Raw genomic sequence first — 18,848 nt, 5'->3', positions numbered from 1 at the left:
GAGATCACCCCCGATGCCGCTGTTTCTGGCGGATCAGGCGGATATAGGTGTCGGCGACCGTCCGGTTGATCGCGTCCCATTGATAGGCGCCGCTTTCGAGCACGGCCGCAGCACCATGTTCGGCGCGAAGCGCGATGTCGCGGCAATAGCGCTGGAGATGGTCGGCAAAACCGGTGATCGATCCGGGCGAGACCAGATAGCCCGTCTGGCCGTGCTTGACGATGCTCGCGCTACCCGTCGCGCGCGCGGCAACGACAGGCAGACCGCACGCCATTGCCTCGAGCGTCACATTGCCGAAGGTCTCGGTCACCGAGGGATTGAAGAAGATGTCGCACGACGCCAGCGCGCGGGCTAGGTCGGCGCCGCCCTGAAATCCGACGAATTTCGCATCCGGTAGTCGCGATTCGAACCATTCGCCCGCAGGTCCCTCGCCGATCACGACGACCTTGTGCGCCACACCGCGCCGCTGGAGCACGTCAATCGCGTCGGCAAAGACGTCGAGCCCCTTTTCCATCACCAGCCGGCCAAGGAAAGCGATCGCGGGAACGTCGTCCTCTATGCCGAGTTCGCGCCGCCACGCCATATCGCGGCGCCCCGGATTGAATATCCCCTGTTCGACGCCGCGGGTCCAGATGCCGATGTCATAGTTCATCCGCTGGTCACGCAGCACCTGCGCAAAGCTTTCGGACGGCGCGATCAGCGCGTCGCACTTGCGGTAAAGCTTGCGAAGCCAGGCGACGACGACGGGTTCGAGGAACGACAGATTATAGTAGCGGAAATAGGTCTCGAAACGCGTGTGCACCGAACAGGCAACCGGAAGCCGCCGCCGCCGCGCCCATGCCGCCGCCTGCCGCGATACGCGGTCGGGGCTCGAGATATGGACGATGTTCGGCGCGAAACGGGTGATATCCTCGCGAACCCGCGAAGAGAAGGAAACGGGGATGCGATATTCGCTGCGCCCCGGAATCGCCACCGACGGCACGCTGACGAGATCGCCGGTCGGCTCGAAATCGGGGTTCGCGACCGTGGGCGAGTAGACACGCACCTGGGCACCGTGCGCCAGCAGATAGCCGACGAGGCGATTGAGCGCCTTGTTCGCACCATCGGTGGTCATGTTGTAATTGCCGCTGAAAAGGGCGATGCGAAGGTCGGAAACTTCCATCCGGCCTCGCCTAATCCTTTAACCCCGCAAAGGCAATTATATCAGAACTCGTCGCTGCGCTCCGACGGTGCTTCGAGGTCGATCACGACCGGCGGATGCAGGCGAAGGCGGTGGACGCGGCGCTCGTCGGCCTCGGTCACCTCGATGCGCCAGCCGCTCGGGTGGACGAGGATTTCGCCGACCTCGGGCACATGGCCTGCCAGAACCGCGGCGAGGCCACCGAGCGTGTCGACATCTTCGTCGACCTCGGCGAGCTGCGGGTCGATCGCTTCGCCGACATCGTCGAGTTCGGCGCGCGCATCGGCATCCCAGCAGCCGTCCGCGGCAGCCACGAACAGCGCCGTCGGCTCGTCGTCATGCTCATCCTCGATCTCGCCGACGATTTCCTCGACCAGATCCTCGATCGTGAGCAGGCCTTCGGTGCCCGAATATTCGTCGATGACGATGGCAAGATGCGTGCGCTTCGCGCGCATCTCGGCGAGCAGGTCGAGCACGCCCATCGACTGCGGGACATAGAGCGGCTGGCGAATGAGGTCGAGCAGCGGCGGAGGCGCACGCCCCTCGGCCAGCACCGCGAACACGTCCTTGACGTGGATCATGCCGACGACTTCGTCGAGATTGTCGCGATAGACCGGCAAGCGGCTGTGTCCGGCCTCGGCGAACAAGGCGACGACCTCGGTAAAGCTCGCGCTTTCGGGGATGGCGATGATGTCGGCACGCGGCACCGCGACGTCGTCGACCGTCTGTTCGCCGAAGTGGAGCAGATTGCGCAGCATCTTGCGCTCTATCTGCGACAGGTCGCCGACGATGTTGCTGCCGCGACGGTCGTCGCCCTCTTCCTCCGCCTCGTCGATGACCTCTTCGATCTGTTCGCGCAGCGACGGTTCCTTGTCGCCCCCGAACAACAGGTTTTTCAGCCCGGACAAGAGTCCGGGTCTACTACTGTCCTCTTCCGATCGGCTCGAAGATCCCTGGTCGTCGGGCATAGATATGGCTTTTCCCTGTTAATCCTGATCCGCATATGGATTGGCGATGCCCAGCGATGCAAGCGCTTTCACTTCGAGCGCCTCCATCGCGGCGGCCGAAGCATCGTCCATATGATCGTATCCAACGAGATGCAGCGTGCCATGGACGATCAAGTGCGTCGCATGATCCGCCAGCGAAACCCCCTTCTCGTCGGCCTCGCGCGCGCAGGTTTCGCGCGCGAGCACGATGTCGCCGAGCAGGATCTCCCCATCGTCGCTGTTCGACAGGCCTTCGAGCAGGTCGGGCTGGACCTGCGGAAAGGACAGCACGTTGGTCGGCTTGTCCTTGCCGCGGAAATCGCGGTTAAGATTGTGCACCTCGTCGTCGTCGGTCAGGCGGATGGCAATCTCGACCAGCGGCGCCGCGTCGGCGAGGCTCGCGAAGGGCGTCAATGCCAGCGCCGCCGCCGCCGCTTCGCCGGCGCGCGCTTCCCAGTCGAGCGCATCGGGCCAGGGCTGGGCCTCATGGGTTTCGACGCTCAGCATGGAAAATGACGCCGGAGAAAAACGGCAGAAAACTGCGCAACTATACTCGCAAATCGCATATATGTGGCCGTAGCGGTCCTCAACTGGATGGTGCGGCGACGCTATCGCGGCGCGGCATTGTAGGACAGCGAAAAGTTGGGATCAGCCCCGGCGCCTATAATCGGTCCATGCGAAGCCAGCGCGCGTCGCCGAGCCATGCCTTCGCCAAGGCCCGGTCCGCGGCCGCGGCTTCGAGCTTGTTCCCCTGCGCCGCCTCGCTGCGCTTGAGCCCATAGAGCGCCCAGCCATTATTGGGTGCCTGCGCCAACGCGCCGCGGAACGCCTCGCTGGCCTCGCCATAGCGCTTCATCTGGAACAGCGCGGCGCCGAGCGACTGCTTGACCGGATAATACCAATAGGTCGGCTCCTGATAGGGAAGCCGGCCTTCCGTCTCGACCGCCTGTTGGTAGAAGGCGACGGCGTCGCGATAACGGCCCCGCGCGAAGGCGAAGCGGCCGCGCGCGACCTGTTCGGCTAGCGTCACGAGATCGGCCGCCGGCACCCCCTGATCGATCATCGCCTTCATCGCGTCGGAGCCGCGGATCTTTTCCATCGCAGCCAGCTCGCGATCGAAGCCCGTCCGGTTGCGCTGCTGCGCATAGGCGATGGCGCGCGCATAATGGCGCATCGCGGTCGGATAGGCGAGCCGTGCGTCGGGCGCGGGCATCGCGAGGATCGCCTTCGGCGCGGCGAACTGGGCCATCGCCAGATAGGGCGCCGCATCGATCGCCTGGATCCACGCGATCCGTTCCGACGTGGCCGGATCGAGCACGGTGCGCAGCCGCTGCGCTTCGCGCACGGCGGTCGGCATGTCGCCCGCCATCTGCGCCGAGGTCACGATGAAATGGATATTGTGCGGATAATAGCCGTAGCGCACCAAGCCATTGTCGCCGGCATCGCGGATGAACGCCTCGTCGGCGCGCGCCGCGGCGACGTTGACGCGGATGGAATCGGCGTGGCGTCCGCGCAGCTGGTAGATGTGACCCGGCATATGGACGAGATGCGCGGCACTGGGCGCCCGTGGATTGCCGAGCCGGTCGGCTGCCGCCTCCGCGCGCTGCGGATCGACCGATTCCATCAGGTGGATATAGAGATGATTGGCCTGCACATGGTCGGGATTGCGGCGCAGCACCGTCTCGACGAGCCGCACCGCCTCGCCGCTGCGGCCCACCGATGTGCGCTTGTCGGTTTCCCAATAATTCCACGGGCTGGTGTCCATCGCCGCCTCCGCAGCGAGCACCGCGACATCGTCGTCGCCCGGAAACCGGCGCGCGACATCGAGCATCGCATCGGCATAGGCCGCGTCGAGCGCCGCACGGTCGGCAGCCGGGTCGCGCGAATAGCGGCGCGCGACGGCTTCGATCAGCGCGCGTTCCAGCGGGGTCGCGCCGGCACGCAGCGCCACCGCGCGGTCCATCGCATCGAGCGCCGCGCCATGATCGCGGTCGTCCATCGGCGCGTTGATATTCGGCCCAAGCGCGACCGCTTCACCCCACCAGCACATCGCGCAGCCGGGGTCGCGGCGCTGTGCCTCGCGGAACGAGCGCACCGCCCCCGCATGGTTGAAACCATAGGTGAGCAGCAAGCCCTGGCTGAAAAACTGCCGCGCCTGCGCGTCGCGCGTCGAAACGGGGAATCGCGATGTCGTGAGGTCGGCAAAGAGCGGTATCGTCCGGCCCTCGCTGGCCGGCGCAGCATAGGCGGTCGCGACAAGCAGATTTTGCACGAGACCGGAGCCCGCACGCTGCGCCCCGCAAGAGAAGGCCGCGAGCCGGCTGGGATCGAGCGCATCGAGCGCCGCGATCGAAAAACCGGATGGCTGGGCAAGACTCGAAAGCGAAAATCCGGCGGCGACGATCGCCGCGACTTTGAACGGTCGGCGCATCAATATTCCCCTCTTCCCCGAAGGCGAACCATCAACAGCTGCGCCAGCCTATCATGAAAGGAAAAGGTCAAAAACCGGCAATGCGGCCCCCTATTCCGAACAAGGCCGAACAAGACGCAAAAAATCCTGCCGACGCATGGACTTGGCCCCGCCCATATTCTTCAAATCGATGCTCGCTCTATTTGGGCGTCGGCGCGCATTGGCTTTGATCGCCGGCCCTGCACGCGGCGGCGGCAGCTTCCCATTTGGCCCTTGCTTCCCGTGCCTTACGCTCATTTTCGGCGATCAGGGCATCGCGGTCGGCCAATGCCTTGCGATAGGCGGCCTCCTTTGCCGCCTGTTCGTCGGCGATTCGTTTTTTCTGCGCCTCATATTCGGCGATTTCGCGCTTTGCGGTCGCCGCCTGCTGCGCGTTGAGCGAACTCGTCGCCGCCTGCTCCTCGGCCGATGGCGCCGTCGGCACTGCGGCGGCCGCCTCGGGCTTCGCGGGCGCCGCTTTCGCCGCGCCGTCGCGGGTGTAGAACAGGCTCGATCCGCTTTCGGTCATGCGTTTTTTCACCGGGTCGATGGTAAGCGTGCAGGCGCGTTCGCGGCGGACGATATTGCCGCTGGCCGTGCGGTCATAGGTCGCGCAGGTCGCCTTGAGCTTGCAGCTACGGTCGCCGCCCTCGCGATAGATGCCGGTGAATTTGGTCTGCCCCTTGGGCCACCAGCCCTCGGGATGGTTGAACAGCAGCGCGTTGCCGCCGGGCCCATTTTTGAAGACATGGACCCCGACGATCGGGACGTTCGCGCCGTCGCTGCGCCGCCAGTCGCCCTCGACATCCTCGCGGCTGCACACCGTCTCGGCCGCCATCGGCGTCGTGCGCGTCCAGACGCGATCGGAAACGAACATCTGCGACCCGCCCTCGACCTTCAGCGTGTTGTTCGCGGGATCGATGACCAGCTTGCACGCGTTGGCCGACGACAGGTTCGACCCGCATTGCGCGTCGAAGGTGCAGCTGTCCTTGACCTGCCGGATCCGCGAGGCGACGACCGTGCCGTCGCCATAGGGCGCCGAGGCGAAGCCGCGCGTCGACCCGACGGGCGCGCTGGCGCCGCGTTCGGTGGCAAAGACGATCTGCACCTGCGGCTTTTGCCCGCCCTCACCCTTGCGCTGCCACGCGCCGAGATAGGCGTCGGATTTGCAGTGTGAGGTATTTTCTTTCGGAGCAGCACCAAGTTTGGCGATCGTCATCCGTCCATCGCTGCTTGTGCCTCCGTTCCGGCCTGGCTTGCACACATGCCGCTGAAACGAAGTGATATCGAAGCCATTTTTTCGCGCCAGCGCGCGCAAAAGCGCGTGACCTTCGCCGCAGTCACGCCCCTTATTCAGCGAAAAAACATAATTCACGTCGACGGGCTGCGATGAAACTCCATCGGGTGTGTCAAAATATACATAGTAGAGTTCAGAAGATGGTTCGAAGCCCAATATATGGCGATTCATCGGGACCGACTCCCCGTTTACCATTTTGTTGACACGGGACTGGCTGATTTTCACGTTGGACAGCGTATCGAGATCGACATCTCCGCCCGTATCGCCCTGCGCCAGCACCGCCGCCGCCGCCCCGGCCAGCCCCAATGCAAGCAATACCCGTCCGATCATCGCCGTCCCCCCAGAGCAGCCCGTTTCGCGCATGACCTTAATACCCCGCAGGGATCGCGCAACATACAAACCGGGATGCCGATTTTTCATGCAAGGCAATTCGGGAATTCTGACGCCTGACGTCAGTGCATATGCTTAAGCTTGTCGGGGTTTCGCATCACATAGATGCCGGTGACCTTGCCGTCCTCGATCTCGAGCGCGGTCGTCTGGAACTCGCCGTCGGCCTCGCGCGTGACGAAGCCCGGCAGGCCGTTGATCATGCCCGTGTGAACGAGCGTCGAGCCATATTTGCCGAACAGCACCGCCAGGCTGCGATGCAGTTTCAGCACGATGTCATGGCCAAGAACCGGCCCCATCGCGGCGGGCCGTTTGCCGCCACCGTCCGCCCACATGCCGACATCGGCGGCGAGCAATGCGCCGAGCGCGCCCATGTCGCCGCTGCGCGATGCCGCAAAAAAGGCGTTGGCGATTTCGAGGCCCTTTTCCTTTTCGAGCTTGTAGCGCGGACGCGCCTCGCGGACGTGGGCGCGCGCGCGCGCGGCGAGCTGGCGCGTCGCGGCGGGATCGCGGTCGATCGTCTTTGCGACCTCGTCGAACCCGACCCCGAAGACGTCGTGGAGCAGGAACGCGGCGCGTTCCAGCGGGGAGAGCCGTTCGAGCGCGAGCATCAGCGGCAGCGTGACATCATCCTCTTCTTCCTCCTCCTCGACAAGCGGGTCGGGAAGCCAGGGGCCGACATAGGTCTCGCGCTGCGCGCGCGCCGATTTGAGCTGATCGAGGCAGAGCCGCGTGACGGTGCGGCGGAGGAAGGCCGCGGGCTCGCGCACCGCGCCGCGGTCGGTGCCGAGCCAGCGGATGAAGGCATCCTGCACCACATCCTCGGCATCGGCGACCGAACCGAGCATGCGGTAAGCGACACGGGTGAGCAGCGGGCGCAGCGGGTCGAAACTGACCGCCGCGTCCGTTGCATCGAGGCCGCCGCGGATGCCTTCGGGCGTCATCAGGCGGCCTTGACCACCGCGCCGTTTTCGTACCAGAGGTCGAAGCCGACCGCGATACGGTTCCAGCCATTGATGACATTGATCATCACCGTCAGGTTCACCTGTTCCTCCGGAGTGAAATGCGCCTCGAGCGCGTCCTTCGCCGCCTTTTGTGTGTGCCCTTCGGACAGCTTGGTCAAGGCGTCGGTCCAGGCGAGCGCGGCGCGTTCGCGGGGCGTATAGACCGGGGCTTCGTGCCAGGCCGCGAGAAGGTAGATGCGCTGCTCGGTCTCGCCCTTCGCGCGCGCTTCGATCGTGTGCATGTTGATGCAGTTGGCGCAGCCGTTGAGGATCGACGAGCGGATCTTCACCAACTCGATCAGGCTCGCCTCAAGGCTGTTCTGCGCAGCGATCGAGACCGCCATCCACTGCTTCATCAGCGTCGGTGCGGCGGCATAGGGGTCGGTAACCTTGGTCATATCGTATCTCCTTAAAGGGGTTGTACCGACATGACGAAACAGGGGTCGCCAATGTGACATGCGGCATGAATTTTTCTTCTTTCGCCGATCCTTTTTCGAGCGAAGTTGCAGCAAAGCCATGGAAACGCACCGTTTCACATAATGCGCTTTCGCGCGCCTTGCCATTGCACTAGCTTCGCCGTCACCGTCCAACATGAGGGGATCGACCATGAAGTTTCTCGATGGATTCAGCGGGCAAGCCTATGCGCTGCTGCGCATCGTCGCAGGTGTCCTGTTTCTCGCGCATGGCGTGCAGAAATTCCTGGGCTTTCCCGTCGCCTTCCCCATGCCGCTCAATCCGATGCTGCAGGGCGCGGGCATCATCGAGCTGGTTGCGGGCGGCCTGATCGTCATCGGCCTCTTCACCCGCCCTGCCGCCTTCATCGCCAGCGGCATGTCGGCGGTCGGCTATTGGACCGCGCACGCGCCCAAAGGGCTTTACCCGATCGTCAACGGCGGCGAGACGATCATCCTCTATTGCTTCATCTTCCTGTTCATCGCGACGCGCGGCGCGGGAATCTGGAGCGTCGAGGGCGCCCGGAAATAGCGCCGTTCCGCATCGCCCGGCAGCTAACGGGTAGCGGCTAACTCGCGGCGATGGCCGAATGCGCCATCGTGCGGTTCCGCCCGCCCTGCTTCGCTTCGTAAAGCGCCGCGTCGGCAGCGGCGATCAGCGCCGCCACGTCGCGATCCCCGACCTGATCGATGTGGCCGACGCCGATGCTGACCGTGACATGGCCGGCGGGCGCGGGCGACCGCAGGTCGAGCCGCTCGACCGCCGCGCGCATCGTTTCGGCGATTGTCACCGCCTGCGCCGGCGTTACGCCCGGCAGGATCGCGGCAAACTCCTCGCCGCCATAGCGCGCGACGAGCTCTGAGGGGCGCTTGGCACACGCCGCGAGCGCCTGCGCGACGTCGTGCAGTTTGCGGTCGCCGGCGGGATGGCCGAAGCTGTCGTTGAGCAGCTTGAAATGGTCGATGTCGATCATCAACAGCGCCAGCCCCTCGCCCGTCCGGTGCGCGCGGCTCCATTCGCGGCGCAGGCTGGCATCGAACTCGCGCCGGTTCGCAAGTCCCGTGAGCGCGTCGACCAGCGTCAGCCGCTCGAGCCGTTCGTGCGCGTTCAGGCTGCGCATCTGGACAAAGGTGGCGCGAAAGCCATAGCCGAGGATCGCCGCCGCGCAGCCCGCGATCGCATGGAGCGGATGCGAACGCACGAGCAGCGCCGATACGATCAGGAGCATGGTGGGCAATATCAGCGCCCCGCCCACGCGCACCGCGCGTTCGAAGACGAAGGACGCCCGCGGAAAATTCTCCGCTCGTCCGGGTTCACCGAGCGCCAGCCCCACGAGCACGAGGAACGGCAGCCCGATCACCATGTCGGGCCAATGGCCATAATAGACGTCCGAATGCAGATGGTTGATGAAGGCCGCCGTCGCCAGATAGAGGATCGAATAGACCGAGAGACACCCGAAAAAACGGTGCTGCGCCCGGTCGCGGCTGACATGGAAACGGATCAGCGCAAACAGCATGATGAACAGATTCTCGATGTCGAACATCAGGCGCAGGCGGACGAGATTTTCGGGGTTCACCTCCGCCGCCGCCGCAAAGGCTGCGGTGTAGCGAAAGAAGAGATAGCCGAGCCCGCACGCCAGCAGGGCATCGATCAGCCGCATCAGCCAATGTTCCTGTTCGGGAGCCGCAAGCACGAGGATGATCGGGACGCCGTAAAGGATGAACAGCAACATGCTGAGCGTGCCGACTCCCGACCAGCTGTCGAGGACAAGCCCGCTGTAGAGATTGCCCGCCATTCCCGCTGCCCACAGCAGCAGTGCGAACGAAAGTGCGGCCCATCCTCGCGCGTAGCCCGAACGCCGCGCGCGATAGAGGCAGGCGGCCCCTGCCGTCAGCGGCGCCAAGGTGAGGAAGATCAGCGAAACCAGCCAGGCGTGCGCGCCACTGACGACCAGAAGCGCGCCATGTCCGGCAACGAACAGCAACGGCAAAAGCGCGAACTCGAGCCTTGCCGCCGCCGTCCGCCAGCTTGCGCTGATGACGCTATCCTCCTGGCTTTGAAGGGACATGCTGTATCCGATACACTATCGACGCGGAGTTTTGCACGGACCGGTTATCAAATCATGTCTTTGCCGCGCCCACCGGCTAAGCCGGCCGAACACGACGATGGTTGCGATTTAATCGCATACGATATATATAGGAGGTGACATCCTGTGGAGACGATCATGCCCCCTTCCGCTGCGGCGTCCGGCAAATCCCGGCCGCTTTCGAACTTTCTGTGCTTTGCCGTCTATTCGGCCAATCTGGCGTTCGGGCGCGCCTATAAGCCGATCCTCGACGAACTGGGCCTGACCTATACGCAATATATCGCGATGGTCGCACTCGCCGAGCAAGACGAACAGACGGTCGGCGAACTCGGCGAGCGGCTGTTCCTCGAATCGAACACGCTGACGCCGATCCTCAAAAAGCTGGAATCGCTCGGCTATGTCACGCGCCGCCGCGATCCGTCGGACGAACGGGTGGTGCGGGTCAGCCTGCTTCCTGCCGGGCAGGCCCTGCTCGACAAGGACCCGGGCGCGATCCTGTTCGAAGCGACGGGGCTCGGCGACGATTTCCTCCCGATGCAGCAGACGATCGCCGAACTGCGCGACAATCTGCTCCGCCACAGCCGCGGCAAGAGCTGATCGCCGGTACAAAAGCGGGGCGGCCCTCGCGGACCGCCCCAGTTTCGGGCTTCACATGGTGAAGGTCGTCAGAGCTTGCGCGTGTTCGTCTCGATCAGCCTTTTCGCTTCGTCGATCGCCTTCGCAGTGGTCAGCTTCTTTTCCTGAACCTCGTCGGCCATTTCGAGCAGGCGTCCGCTGATGACGGTGCCGGTGTCGGCCCGCTCGTCGATCGCGATGCCGCCCTTGGCCGAAGCGACGCGGTCCCATTCGGCGCGCACCGCCGCCCAATAATCCTTGGTCGCGGCCCAATAGTCGTCGGCCGCCTTCACATCATATTGGTCGTATTTGATATAGGTGTTGAGGACATATTCCTGGACGATCGGAACGAGCTTGCCGTCCTTGATCCCCATCTTGGTATTGTCCTGCCAGTGGACCCAGCCATCGGGCGAGGGCTGGTGGCGGTTGATCGAGAGATAGCGGTCGTAAACCGGATTGCGAACCGCATCGCGGCGCGCGAGCGGGCGCCAGGTCCAGCTCGAACGCCAGCGACGGATGCCGCCCTGCGTTTCGAACTGGCCCCAGCCGGCGTAGCGCGGACTATCGTCGACCTGATAGACGGTCTGCGACCAGCGGCCGGTACGCATCTTTTCGGGCACATCTTCCCACGACCAGGTGTTGCGGTCCGAATAGGCGAGGATTTTGGCGGGTTCATATTCCCAATCCTGCCGCCAATGCTTGATAATCATGCTCTTGTCGTCGTCGCCGGTGATGACGAGCATGTGCTGGAGCACGATCTTGCGGCCGGTGTCCTCGATCACGCGCACGACCTCGTTGCCGCCCGACCGTTTGGGTTCGAGCACCTCATAATTCGGGTCCCAGCGCGTCGATTCCTGCATGTTGAAGCTAACGCGGTAATTGCCCGCCATCGCGAGAATGTCGGCGCGGTCCTGTTCGAAATTGGCGGCGGCGGCTTCGGCGGCGATCGGCGGATGAGCCGAAGCGGCGACCGGCAGTGCGGCGGTCAGCAGCAGCAAGCCGGCGGCGATCTTGCGATAGGTCTTCATCGGTGCAGTCCTTCTGTCTTATTTAGAAGCGGAAGCTCAGCGACACGCTCGCGTTGCGGCCGGGCTGGGTATAGGCGTCGGCGATCACCGCAATCGGCAGGCTGCGTCCGCCGACGAGCACGGTGTTGGCAAGGCCGCGCGTATCGCTCCACCAAGCGTATTTCTTGTCGAGGATGTTGAAGACGCCGCCGCGCAGCGTCAGCCCCTCGGTCAGGCGGACGTAAGCGGTCGCGTCGAGGATCGTGAAACCGTCGGGGCGGTAACCGCCGTTGGTGCGCGACGCTTCCTTGCGCGCGCTGTGCGTCATGATGAGCTGGCCGCCGAAACGCCCCTGCGGCTGGCGATAGCCGATGCCGGCGACGAGCTTGAGCGGATCGATCGATTCGAGCGGCGAGCGCGCGCCGTCGGGATCGATGATGTCGCCCTTCGCATAGGATAGGGCGAGCGTCGTATACAGGCCGGACGACGCTCGCCCCTCGAACCGCGCCTCGGCCCCTTTGACCCGGACGCGATCGAGATTCACGAATTGGAAGATGGCAGGATCGTTCGGCAGAAAGCTGCCGTCGACCTGCTCCTGACTGATGAAATCCTTGTAGCGCGCCGAAAAGCCCGTGACGTCGAGGCTGATCGTGTCGCTCGAAAAGCGGATGCCGCCCTCGATGCTTTCGCTGCGTTCGGGGCCGAGCTCGGGGTTGGGGATCGAGGTGTAGCCCGACGCGAGGTTCGAGAAGAACTGGTTCACCTGCCCCGGCTCGGGCGCCTTGAAGCCCGTCGCATAGTTGGCGAACAGGCGGAACTCGTCGGTGATTTTCCACACCGCGCCGAACTTTGGCGACAGGCGCGAGCCGTCCTGCTTCGCCCCGGCAAAGCTCGGAAGCAGCGGATCGTTGTCGGGCGACAGGTCGAACCAGTCGAAGCGCAGCGCCGGATAGAGGATCAGGCGGCCGTCGGCGATGCTGATCTCGTCGCCGACGAACAGGCCGGCGCGGGTGAAGTCGGTGGTCGGGAAAGCGCGCGTCGGATAGACCTCGCCGAACGGCGGCACGGTCCCGTCGCGCAGGCCGCGCTGTCGCGTCTGGCTGATGTCGCCGCCGAAAACGAGGCGGTGCTTGATCGCCCCCGTCGCAAAGTCGGCGCGCGCATCGGCGGCAGCACCGATCACGCGGTTTTCGAAGGTGTTGAGGCGCGACCGGTCGGCCGCCGGCGTGCGGTCTTCCTCGGTATATTGATTATCCTCGCCGTCCTGCCAGTATAGCGCGACGCGCGCGAAATCGATCGCCCCCTCGCCTTCCCAGCTCCAGTCGAGCGAGACGCGCTTGCGTGTTCCGCTGTCCCACGCTTCGAGCCGGTCGACGCTGGCGGTGACGACGTTCAGCGCGCTTCGCGTCGCGGTCACGCCCGTGAGGCCGTTGGTGTAGAGATCGGTGTCGAGATATTCGCCGGTCAGGCGGAACTTGTGGCCGTTGGCAGGATCGTAGACGATCCGCGCGAGCGCGGCGTTCGAATGGCCATCCTGCGGGTTGGGCAAGGTGCGCAGCGGGCCGGTGTTCGCATCCTTGCCCGAGGTGCCCGCGACGCCATCGAAATAGATGCCGCCGGCGACATCGCCCTTGTTGTCGAGTTCCTTGTGATCGCGGCGCGTATAGGCGGCCATGATCGACCAGTCGCCGCTGCGCCCCGCGAGGATCGCGGTTTCGCTGAACTCTTCGTCGGCGCTGCTGTACGCCGCGCGGAGGAGTCCGCCGACATTCTTGCCGGGTTCGAGAAAATCGACCGGGTCGGACGTGATGAAGCTGACCGCACCCGCAAGGCCATCGCTGCCATAGAGCGCCGACGACGGACCGCGCAGGATTTCGACCGACTTGACGAGGCCAAGGTCGACATAGTCGCCACGCCCCGCCGCCTGCGCGCCGAAGGTGAAGCCGTCGGGAACGCGCACGCCGTCGACCTGCACCAGCACGCGGTTTCCGCCGATGCCGCGAATGTTGAAACTGTCGTTGCCCGCGCGGCCCGTGGTGCCAAGCGCGGCGCCGAAGCGCGCGGGTTGGCGCTGGACGCTGACGCCGGGTTCGAAACGGATGAGATCGCGGATGTCGGTGACGAGTTCGTCGGCGATCTGCTCGTCGCTCTTCACGGTGATGGTAACCGGGATATCTTCGGCCTTCGCCGCGGTGCGCGTTGCGGTGACGACGATGCGGTCCTTCAGCGACACCCAATATTCGCCGTCATTGTCCTGGGCAAAGGCCGGCGTCGCGGCGGCGGCGAGCGCGAGGCCCAGCGCGCTTCCTGCGGCAAGGCGGGTGACGGACGAGACACGCGAACTGATCAATTTTCTTCCCCTATTTGATTGCGACTGACTCGCAATAGCGCCGCCCTAGGCGCGCAGGCGGAAGGGGTCAAGCATTATGCTATTGAGAATCGTTTGCGTAATTGCGGGGAGAGCATCAGCCATCGCGACGGCCGCGAATTAACCAAAGTTCAAGCCAAAGGCGCGATAAGACGGTTTTGACCAACCGATCGTGAGCCCGCCATGCTGTTTCCGCACGATATCCAGTCCGCGCTGCTGTTCGATGCGCCTGTCCATCATCTCGAAGCCGTGATGCGCAGCTTCGTCCAGATCGAGACCGCGCGCACCGGCGTCGGCTATAATCTGGTCGAAGCGAAGCCCGGCGTCTTCTATCGCCTGTTCGGCGGCGGCGAATTGATGGTCACGCTCGAATATATCGCGGCGCCGGCCAAAGCCGACGTGTTCAAGCCGGCGATGAGTTCGGCGATCACGCGCATCTATTGCCCCGAGATGGGCGAGCGGCTGATGCGGCACAAATCGCATATCCTGATCGGTGTGTCGGAAGGTACGATCCCGTCGACGCCCGACATCGACCGGATGCTGGCGCAGATCGGTTATCAGAAACCCGGCGCGACGCTGCCGCAGTTCATCCGCCGGCTCGAAGCCTGTGCGTTGCTGTCGCGCCTCGCGATGGATGCGGTTCCGGCGAGCGTCGTCCACTGGACGCAGAGCGACCAGTTGATCCCCGGAGAGATGTTCGACGCGCTGGCCGCGGGCAGCACACCCGGGCCGCTCTATGTCCATCCGTATCTTTATGGCGGCGGGGAAGGACCGAACGGCAAGGCACTGGCGGGCATTCGCACCTTCGGCGCCAGCCATTTTATCGACCGCGAAATCCGCATCGAACCGAGTGAGCTGCCGTGGGCGGCGAATTTCGAGACGATCCTTGCCTTCCTGCGCGTCGCAACGACGTCGAACGGCTATATCATCCCCGACAACGACACCTTCGGCCCCGAAGATCACAGCCTGTCGTACCGCGTTCGCCACATTCCCGCGAGCGACGACGATGCAGCGCTTTACGAGCTCGAACCCCTGCTCCACCGCGAATATGGTTTTCAGGCCGAAAGCTATGTCCCGCGCGAGCGCGTGTTCGACGACCGCTCCCCGCCCGCCGACCTGATGCCCGTCGCCACCAGCGAACGCGAAGAGCTGATCGACGAATGGGAAGCGAAGCGCGCGATGGCCGAAGGCATCGGCGGCCGGTTCGAGGTGCGCGCGCGAAACCCGCAGCCGGGCGCAACGCCTCCCGCGCAGCCGACCGGTTTTGGCGTGCGCCGGATGTTCGGCCGCAAGGCCGGCTGACGCGCGGCTTAGCTGCCCGGCCCCTCATAGGCCTCGACGATCCGCCCGACGATCGGGTGACGCACGACGTCGGCGCTGGTGAAGCGGCTGACGTTGATCCCTTCGAGCCCCTCGAGCCGCGCGACCGCGTCGGCGAGCCCCGACGTCGCGGGGACCGGCAAGTCGACCTGTTTGGGGTCGCCGCAGATCACCATCCGGCTGTTCATGCCGAAGCGCGTCAGGAACATCTTCATCTGCGGGATCGTGGTATTCTGCGCCTCGTCGAGGATGATGAAGGCGTCGGCGAGCGTGCGACCGCGCATGAAGGCGAGCGGCGCAATCTCGATCTCGCCGCTCGCGATGCGGCGCTCGACCTGTTCGGCCGGCAGGCAGTCGTGGAGCGCGTCGTAGAGCGGGCGGAGATAGGGATCGACCTTTTCCTTCATGTCGCCGGGGAGGAAGCCGAGCTTTTCCCCTGCTTCGACCGCAGGGCGCGAGAGGATGAGGCGCTGGACGCTTCCGGTGATGAGCTGCGCCACGGCCTGCGCGACCGCGAGATAGGTCTTGCCGGTGCCCGCCGGGCCGAGCGCGAAAATCACGTCGTCGCGGGCGAGCGCCTGCATATAGGGGACCTGCGACGGCGCGCGCGGAACGATCGTCTTCTTGCGCGTGCGGATCATGATCGGCGGCGCGGCATCGGTGTCGTGACGGATGATGCCGGCAAGCGTCGGCTGCGCCGACATGGCGATCACCCCGTCGACGAGGCCGGCATCGACCTCCTGCCCCTGTTCGATGCGATTATAGAGTTCGGTGAGCACGTCGCGGGCGCGCGCCGCGGCTTCGGCCTCGCCCTCGATCTGCACGCGGTTGCCCCGCGCCGAAATATAGACGCCGAGCCGGTTTTCGATCGCGACGAGGTTGCGGTCGAACTCGCCGAAGAGAATGCCCAAAAGCTGCGTTCGCTCGAATTCCGCGGTCAGTCGGACGCGGTCGCCGGGTTCGGCGGGGGTGGAGGCGGTCAGCGGGCGTTTGGACATATAAGCAAGGCTCCTTCGATCGACGACACAACTGTACTCCCGCCTTGACGGGAGTCCATGACTTGCAGGCTGCGAATGCGACGGAAGGAGGCGGAGTGTGTCTTCGGGGAGACAGCTTCCGCGAGGTGCACTAGGCGACCTCTTCCGTCAAAGCTTCGGCGCCGACGCTGTTCGCGCCGGCCGAGGTGATGCGCACATCGATCATATCGCCGATCCTGAGCCCCGGCGCGATGACATGCACCGACTGGAGCCACGGCGACTTGCCGATCAACTGGCCTTCCAGCTTGCCCTTGCGTTCGAGAAGCAGGCGTGTCGTGCGACCGACGGTCGCTTCGTTGAACGCCTGCTGCTGTTCATTGAGGAGCGCCTGCAGCCGCTGGAGCCGGTCGTTCATTTCGGCTTCGGAAATCTGGCCATCCATCGTCGCGGCGGGGGTGCCGGGGCGACGCGAATATTTGAAGCTGTACGCCATCGCATAGTTGGTGGCGCGGACGATATCGAGCGTCGCGAGGAAATCCTCCTCGCTCTCGCCCGGGAAGCCAACGATGAAGTCGCCCGAGATCGCGATGTCGGGACGCACGGCGCGAACGCGCTCGATGACCTTCAGATAGCTTTCGACCGAATGGCTGCGGTTCATCGCCGCGAGGATGCGGTCGCTGCCCGCCTGTACCGGCAGGTGGAGGAAGGGCATCAGCTTGTCGACTTCGCCATGCGCAGCGATCAGCCCGTCGGTCATGTCGTTGGGGTGGCTGGTCGTGTAGCGGATGCGTTCGAGCCCGTCCTCGCGCGCGAGTTCGCGGATCAGGCCATCGAGGCCGATCGCGCGGCCCCTGTCATCCTCACCGTCCCACGCGTTGACGTTCTGTCCGAGCAAGGTGATTTCGCGCACCCCGCCCACCACCAATGCGCGCGCCTCGGCGATCAGGTCGGCGAACGGCCGGCTGATCTCGGCACCGCGCGTGTAAGGCACGACGCAATAGGTGCAGAATTTGTCGCAGCCTTCCTGCACGGTCAGGAAGGCGGTCGGGCGCTGGCCGCCGGCGCGTTTCGGCAATGCGCCGAACTTGCTTTCGAGCGGCATGTCGAGGTCGACCGCCTTCTCACCCTTTGCGGCGCGCGCGATGAGGTCGGGCAGGCGGTGATAGGCCTGCGGGCCGACGACGACGTTGACGCTGGGCGCGCGGCGCGCGATTTCGGCGCCCTCCGCCTGCGCGACGCAGCCGGCCACGGCGATCGTCGGCGTGCTGCCGTCGGCGCGCTTCAGCCGGCCGATGTCCGAATAGACCTTCTCGGCCGCCTTTTCGCGGATGTGACAGGTGTTGAGCACGACGAGATCGGCGTCGGCGCCGTCGGCCGCCGCGACATAACCCTCGGCGCCGAGCATCTCGGCCATGCGTTCGCCGTCATAGACGTTCATCTGGCAGCCGAAGGATTTGACGTGGAATGTTTTAGGAGAGTCGGATTTCATCGGCGCCCTATAGGCGATGCGGCGCGCCGGCGGAAGAGCGGGCGATTTCCGCCGCGATCGTCGCGCGCGCCGCTTCCGCAAGCAACTTGCGGTCGCCTTCGACGATGTCGGGAAGCGGATCGAGATAGTGGATCGTCAGGTGGATGGCGCGCTTGCGCGCGAGCAGCCGCTTGAAATTGCCGAGCCCCGATTCGGGGTCGAGCCAGGCGATATCGTTCGCCTCGGGGCCATAGTCGAGAAAGACCGGCTGGACGCGCAGCTTCGGCGGCGTCGGGATCACCGCCTGGAACAGCGAGGCGCGGAAGGGCAGCAGGCCGTCGCCCGGGCCCGTCGTGCCTTCGGGAAACAAGGTCACCGGGCGCCCGCGCGCGAGCGCATTGCGCAAGTCGTTCGCCTGATTGTGGATTTCGCGCCGCGCCTCGCGCTGGACATAGACGGTGTGGTTCTGGTCGGCGAGCCAGCCGACGAGCGGGGCGGAGCCGATCTCGGCCTTCGACACGAACGCCGAGCGCGCGGCGCCGCCGAGCGCGAGAATGTCGAGCCAGCTGACATGGTTCGAGACGAAAAGCACATCGCGCCGGAGCCGCGTCCCCGTGGTGCGGATGCGCAGGCCCGCAATCCAGCCAACGGCGTTGAGGAACGCCATGACCATCGGAGAGGGCCGGCCGACGGCGCGATAGAAAAGATGCGGGACGATCAGGAAAAGAAGCGTCAGCACCATCAGGGCGAGACGGGCGACCGTCCGCCAGGTAATCGATGCGCGATCAGTCGCGCTTGCGATCGAGGGCGACACCGTAAAGCTCCATGCGATGGTCGACGAGGCGGAAACCCAGCCGTTCGGCGATCACCTTCTGCAACGCTTCGAGTTCGGGATCGACGAATTCGATGACCTTGCCGGTCTCGACGTCGATCAGATGGTCGTGATGCGCCTCGGGCGCCGCTTCGTAGCGCGAGCGGCCGTCGCCGAAATCGTGACGGTCGAGGATTCCCGCTTCTTCGAACAGGCGGACAGTGCGGTAAACAGTGGCGATAGAGATGCCGCTGTCGACCTTGGACGCGCGCTCATACAGCGTCTCGACGTCGGGATGGTCTTCCGAATCCGAGATGACGCGCGCGATGATGCGGCGCTGCTCGGTAATGCGCAGCCCCTTTTCGTGGCACAATGCTTCGAGATCGATGGTACCGGACATGCTCGCCTTTCCTGCAAAATGCAGCCGCGTCTTTGTTATG

17 protein-coding genes are annotated in these 18,848 nt (G+C 64.8%); 3 read left to right on the top strand and 14 right to left on the bottom strand.

The genetic code is table 11. The features are described from left to right. Positions 1 to 4: 4 nt before the first annotated feature. The 7 genes from VGU00_RS12335 to VGU00_RS12305 form a co-directional block, all read right to left on the bottom strand. A complete protein-coding gene (locus VGU00_RS12335; protein WP_327468889.1) occupies positions 5 to 1,162 on the bottom strand; it encodes a glycosyltransferase family 1 protein in 1,158 nt (385 codons plus the stop codon). A gap of 41 nt (positions 1,163 to 1,203) precedes the next feature. Further along, positions 1,204 to 2,148 (bottom strand): hemolysin family protein, encoded by a 945-nt coding sequence (locus tag VGU00_RS12330; protein WP_327468887.1) that lies wholly within the window; start codon positions 2,146 to 2,148, stop codon positions 1,204 to 1,206. Positions 2,149 to 2,166: 18 nt separating this feature from the next. Then, entirely contained in the window at positions 2,167 to 2,673 is a 507-nt protein-coding gene (gene ybeY, locus VGU00_RS12325) for an rRNA maturation RNase YbeY (protein WP_327468885.1), read from the bottom strand. Positions 2,674 to 2,827: 154 nt separating this feature from the next. Further along, positions 2,828 to 4,597: a hypothetical protein gene (locus VGU00_RS12320; protein ID WP_327468883.1), complete on the bottom strand. Its 1,770-nt coding sequence runs from the start codon at positions 4,595 to 4,597 to the stop codon at positions 2,828 to 2,830. Between the two features lie 178 nt (positions 4,598 to 4,775). Next, the gene (locus tag VGU00_RS12315; protein WP_327468881.1) at positions 4,776 to 5,834 is read right to left on the bottom strand and encodes a cell envelope integrity protein TolA; all 1,059 of its coding nucleotides are present in this window, start codon (positions 5,832 to 5,834) and stop codon (positions 4,776 to 4,778) included. Between the two features lie 530 nt (positions 5,835 to 6,364). Next, positions 6,365 to 7,243 (bottom strand): sigma-70 family RNA polymerase sigma factor, encoded by an 879-nt coding sequence (locus VGU00_RS12310; RefSeq protein ID WP_327468879.1) that lies wholly within the window; start codon positions 7,241 to 7,243, stop codon positions 6,365 to 6,367. Then, positions 7,243 to 7,701: a carboxymuconolactone decarboxylase family protein gene (locus VGU00_RS12305; protein WP_327468877.1), complete on the bottom strand. Its 459-nt coding sequence runs from the start codon at positions 7,699 to 7,701 to the stop codon at positions 7,243 to 7,245. The genes VGU00_RS12310 and VGU00_RS12305 overlap by 1 nt, the downstream gene beginning before the upstream one ends. Positions 7,702 to 7,909: 208 nt before the next feature. On the opposite strand from VGU00_RS12305, the gene VGU00_RS12300 reads away from it, so the two are divergent. Further along, complete coding sequence (locus VGU00_RS12300) at positions 7,910 to 8,287, top strand: DoxX family protein (RefSeq protein ID WP_327468875.1); 378 nt, start codon at positions 7,910 to 7,912, stop codon at positions 8,285 to 8,287. Between the two features lie 37 nt (positions 8,288 to 8,324). On the opposite strand, the gene VGU00_RS12295 is transcribed toward VGU00_RS12300, so the two are convergent. Continuing rightward, positions 8,325 to 9,824, bottom strand: coding sequence for a GGDEF domain-containing protein (locus VGU00_RS12295; RefSeq protein WP_327468873.1), 1,500 nt, complete (start codon positions 9,822 to 9,824; stop codon positions 8,325 to 8,327). A 156-nt stretch (positions 9,825 to 9,980) separates the two neighbouring features. Between VGU00_RS12295 and VGU00_RS12290 the strand changes: the two genes are divergently transcribed. Next, the gene (locus tag VGU00_RS12290; RefSeq protein ID WP_327468871.1) at positions 9,981 to 10,439 is read left to right on the top strand and encodes a MarR family transcriptional regulator; all 459 of its coding nucleotides are present in this window, start codon (positions 9,981 to 9,983) and stop codon (positions 10,437 to 10,439) included. Positions 10,440 to 10,507: 68 nt separating this feature from the next. Here VGU00_RS12290 and VGU00_RS12285 read toward each other — a convergent pair whose 3' ends face one another. Then, on the bottom strand, positions 10,508 to 11,485 hold the full coding sequence (locus VGU00_RS12285; RefSeq protein WP_327468869.1) for a DUF6607 family protein: 978 nt from the start codon (positions 11,483 to 11,485) through the stop codon (positions 10,508 to 10,510). Between the two features lie 22 nt (positions 11,486 to 11,507). Continuing rightward, positions 11,508 to 13,814: a TonB-dependent hemoglobin/transferrin/lactoferrin family receptor gene (locus VGU00_RS12280; RefSeq protein WP_327468867.1), complete on the bottom strand. Its 2,307-nt coding sequence runs from the start codon at positions 13,812 to 13,814 to the stop codon at positions 11,508 to 11,510. Between the two features lie 201 nt (positions 13,815 to 14,015). On the opposite strand from VGU00_RS12280, the gene VGU00_RS12275 reads away from it, so the two are divergent. Then, the gene (locus VGU00_RS12275; protein WP_327468865.1) at positions 14,016 to 15,134 is read left to right on the top strand and encodes a hypothetical protein; all 1,119 of its coding nucleotides are present in this window, start codon (positions 14,016 to 14,018) and stop codon (positions 15,132 to 15,134) included. 8 nt (positions 15,135 to 15,142) lie between these two features. On the opposite strand, the gene VGU00_RS12270 is transcribed toward VGU00_RS12275, so the two are convergent. From VGU00_RS12270 to VGU00_RS12255, 4 genes are all read right to left on the bottom strand, one after another. Beyond that, positions 15,143 to 16,150, bottom strand: a complete 1,008-nt coding sequence (locus VGU00_RS12270; protein WP_327468863.1) for a PhoH family protein — start codon at positions 16,148 to 16,150, stop codon at positions 15,143 to 15,145. A gap of 130 nt (positions 16,151 to 16,280) precedes the next feature. Then, positions 16,281 to 17,618: a tRNA (N6-isopentenyl adenosine(37)-C2)-methylthiotransferase MiaB gene (gene miaB / locus VGU00_RS12265; protein ID WP_327468861.1), complete on the bottom strand. Its 1,338-nt coding sequence runs from the start codon at positions 17,616 to 17,618 to the stop codon at positions 16,281 to 16,283. 7 nt (positions 17,619 to 17,625) lie between these two features. Further along, positions 17,626 to 18,411 (bottom strand): lysophospholipid acyltransferase family protein, encoded by a 786-nt coding sequence (locus VGU00_RS12260; RefSeq protein WP_327468859.1) that lies wholly within the window; start codon positions 18,409 to 18,411, stop codon positions 17,626 to 17,628. Further along, the gene (locus VGU00_RS12255; protein WP_077147848.1) at positions 18,383 to 18,808 is read right to left on the bottom strand and encodes a Fur family transcriptional regulator; all 426 of its coding nucleotides are present in this window, start codon (positions 18,806 to 18,808) and stop codon (positions 18,383 to 18,385) included. Before VGU00_RS12255 ends, VGU00_RS12260 begins: the two co-directional genes overlap by 29 nt. Between the last annotated feature and the right edge of the window lie 40 nt (positions 18,809 to 18,848).

This window comes from Sphingopyxis sp. (genome assembly GCF_035944815.1).
Lineage (GTDB): Bacteria > Pseudomonadota > Alphaproteobacteria > Sphingomonadales > Sphingomonadaceae > Sphingopyxis.
This window is presented reverse-complemented; position numbering and strand designations above follow the sequence as displayed.

Bases quoted from the DNA above. Each gene is read 5' to 3' on its own strand.
- VGU00_RS12255 (WP_077147848.1), bottom strand. From the start codon at position 18,808: ATGTCCGGTACCATCGATCTCGAAGCATTGTGCCACGAAAAGGGGCTG.
- ybeY (WP_327468885.1), bottom strand. From the start codon at position 2,673: ATGCTGAGCGTCGAAACCCATGAGGCCCAGCCCTGGCCCGATGCGCTC.
- VGU00_RS12320 (WP_327468883.1), bottom strand. From the start codon at position 4,597: ATGCGCCGACCGTTCAAAGTCGCGGCGATCGTCGCCGCCGGATTTTCG.
- VGU00_RS12305 (WP_327468877.1), bottom strand. From the start codon at position 7,701: ATGACCAAGGTTACCGACCCCTATGCCGCCGCACCGACGCTGATGAAG.
- VGU00_RS12285 (WP_327468869.1), bottom strand. From the start codon at position 11,485: ATGAAGACCTATCGCAAGATCGCCGCCGGCTTGCTGCTGCTGACCGCC.
- VGU00_RS12330 (WP_327468887.1), bottom strand. From the start codon at position 2,148: ATGCCCGACGACCAGGGATCTTCGAGCCGATCGGAAGAGGACAGTAGT.
- VGU00_RS12310 (WP_327468879.1), bottom strand. From the start codon at position 7,243: ATGACGCCCGAAGGCATCCGCGGCGGCCTCGATGCAACGGACGCGGCG.
- VGU00_RS12300 (WP_327468875.1), top strand. From the start codon at position 7,910: ATGAAGTTTCTCGATGGATTCAGCGGGCAAGCCTATGCGCTGCTGCGC.
- miaB (WP_327468861.1), bottom strand. From the start codon at position 17,618: ATGAAATCCGACTCTCCTAAAACATTCCACGTCAAATCCTTCGGCTGC.
- VGU00_RS12275 (WP_327468865.1), top strand. From the start codon at position 14,016: ATGCTGTTTCCGCACGATATCCAGTCCGCGCTGCTGTTCGATGCGCCT.
- VGU00_RS12290 (WP_327468871.1), top strand. From the start codon at position 9,981: ATGCCCCCTTCCGCTGCGGCGTCCGGCAAATCCCGGCCGCTTTCGAAC.
- VGU00_RS12335 (WP_327468889.1), bottom strand. From the start codon at position 1,162: ATGGAAGTTTCCGACCTTCGCATCGCCCTTTTCAGCGGCAATTACAAC.
- VGU00_RS12315 (WP_327468881.1), bottom strand. From the start codon at position 5,834: ATGACGATCGCCAAACTTGGTGCTGCTCCGAAAGAAAATACCTCACAC.
- VGU00_RS12270 (WP_327468863.1), bottom strand. From the start codon at position 16,150: ATGTCCAAACGCCCGCTGACCGCCTCCACCCCCGCCGAACCCGGCGAC.
- VGU00_RS12295 (WP_327468873.1), bottom strand. From the start codon at position 9,824: ATGTCCCTTCAAAGCCAGGAGGATAGCGTCATCAGCGCAAGCTGGCGG.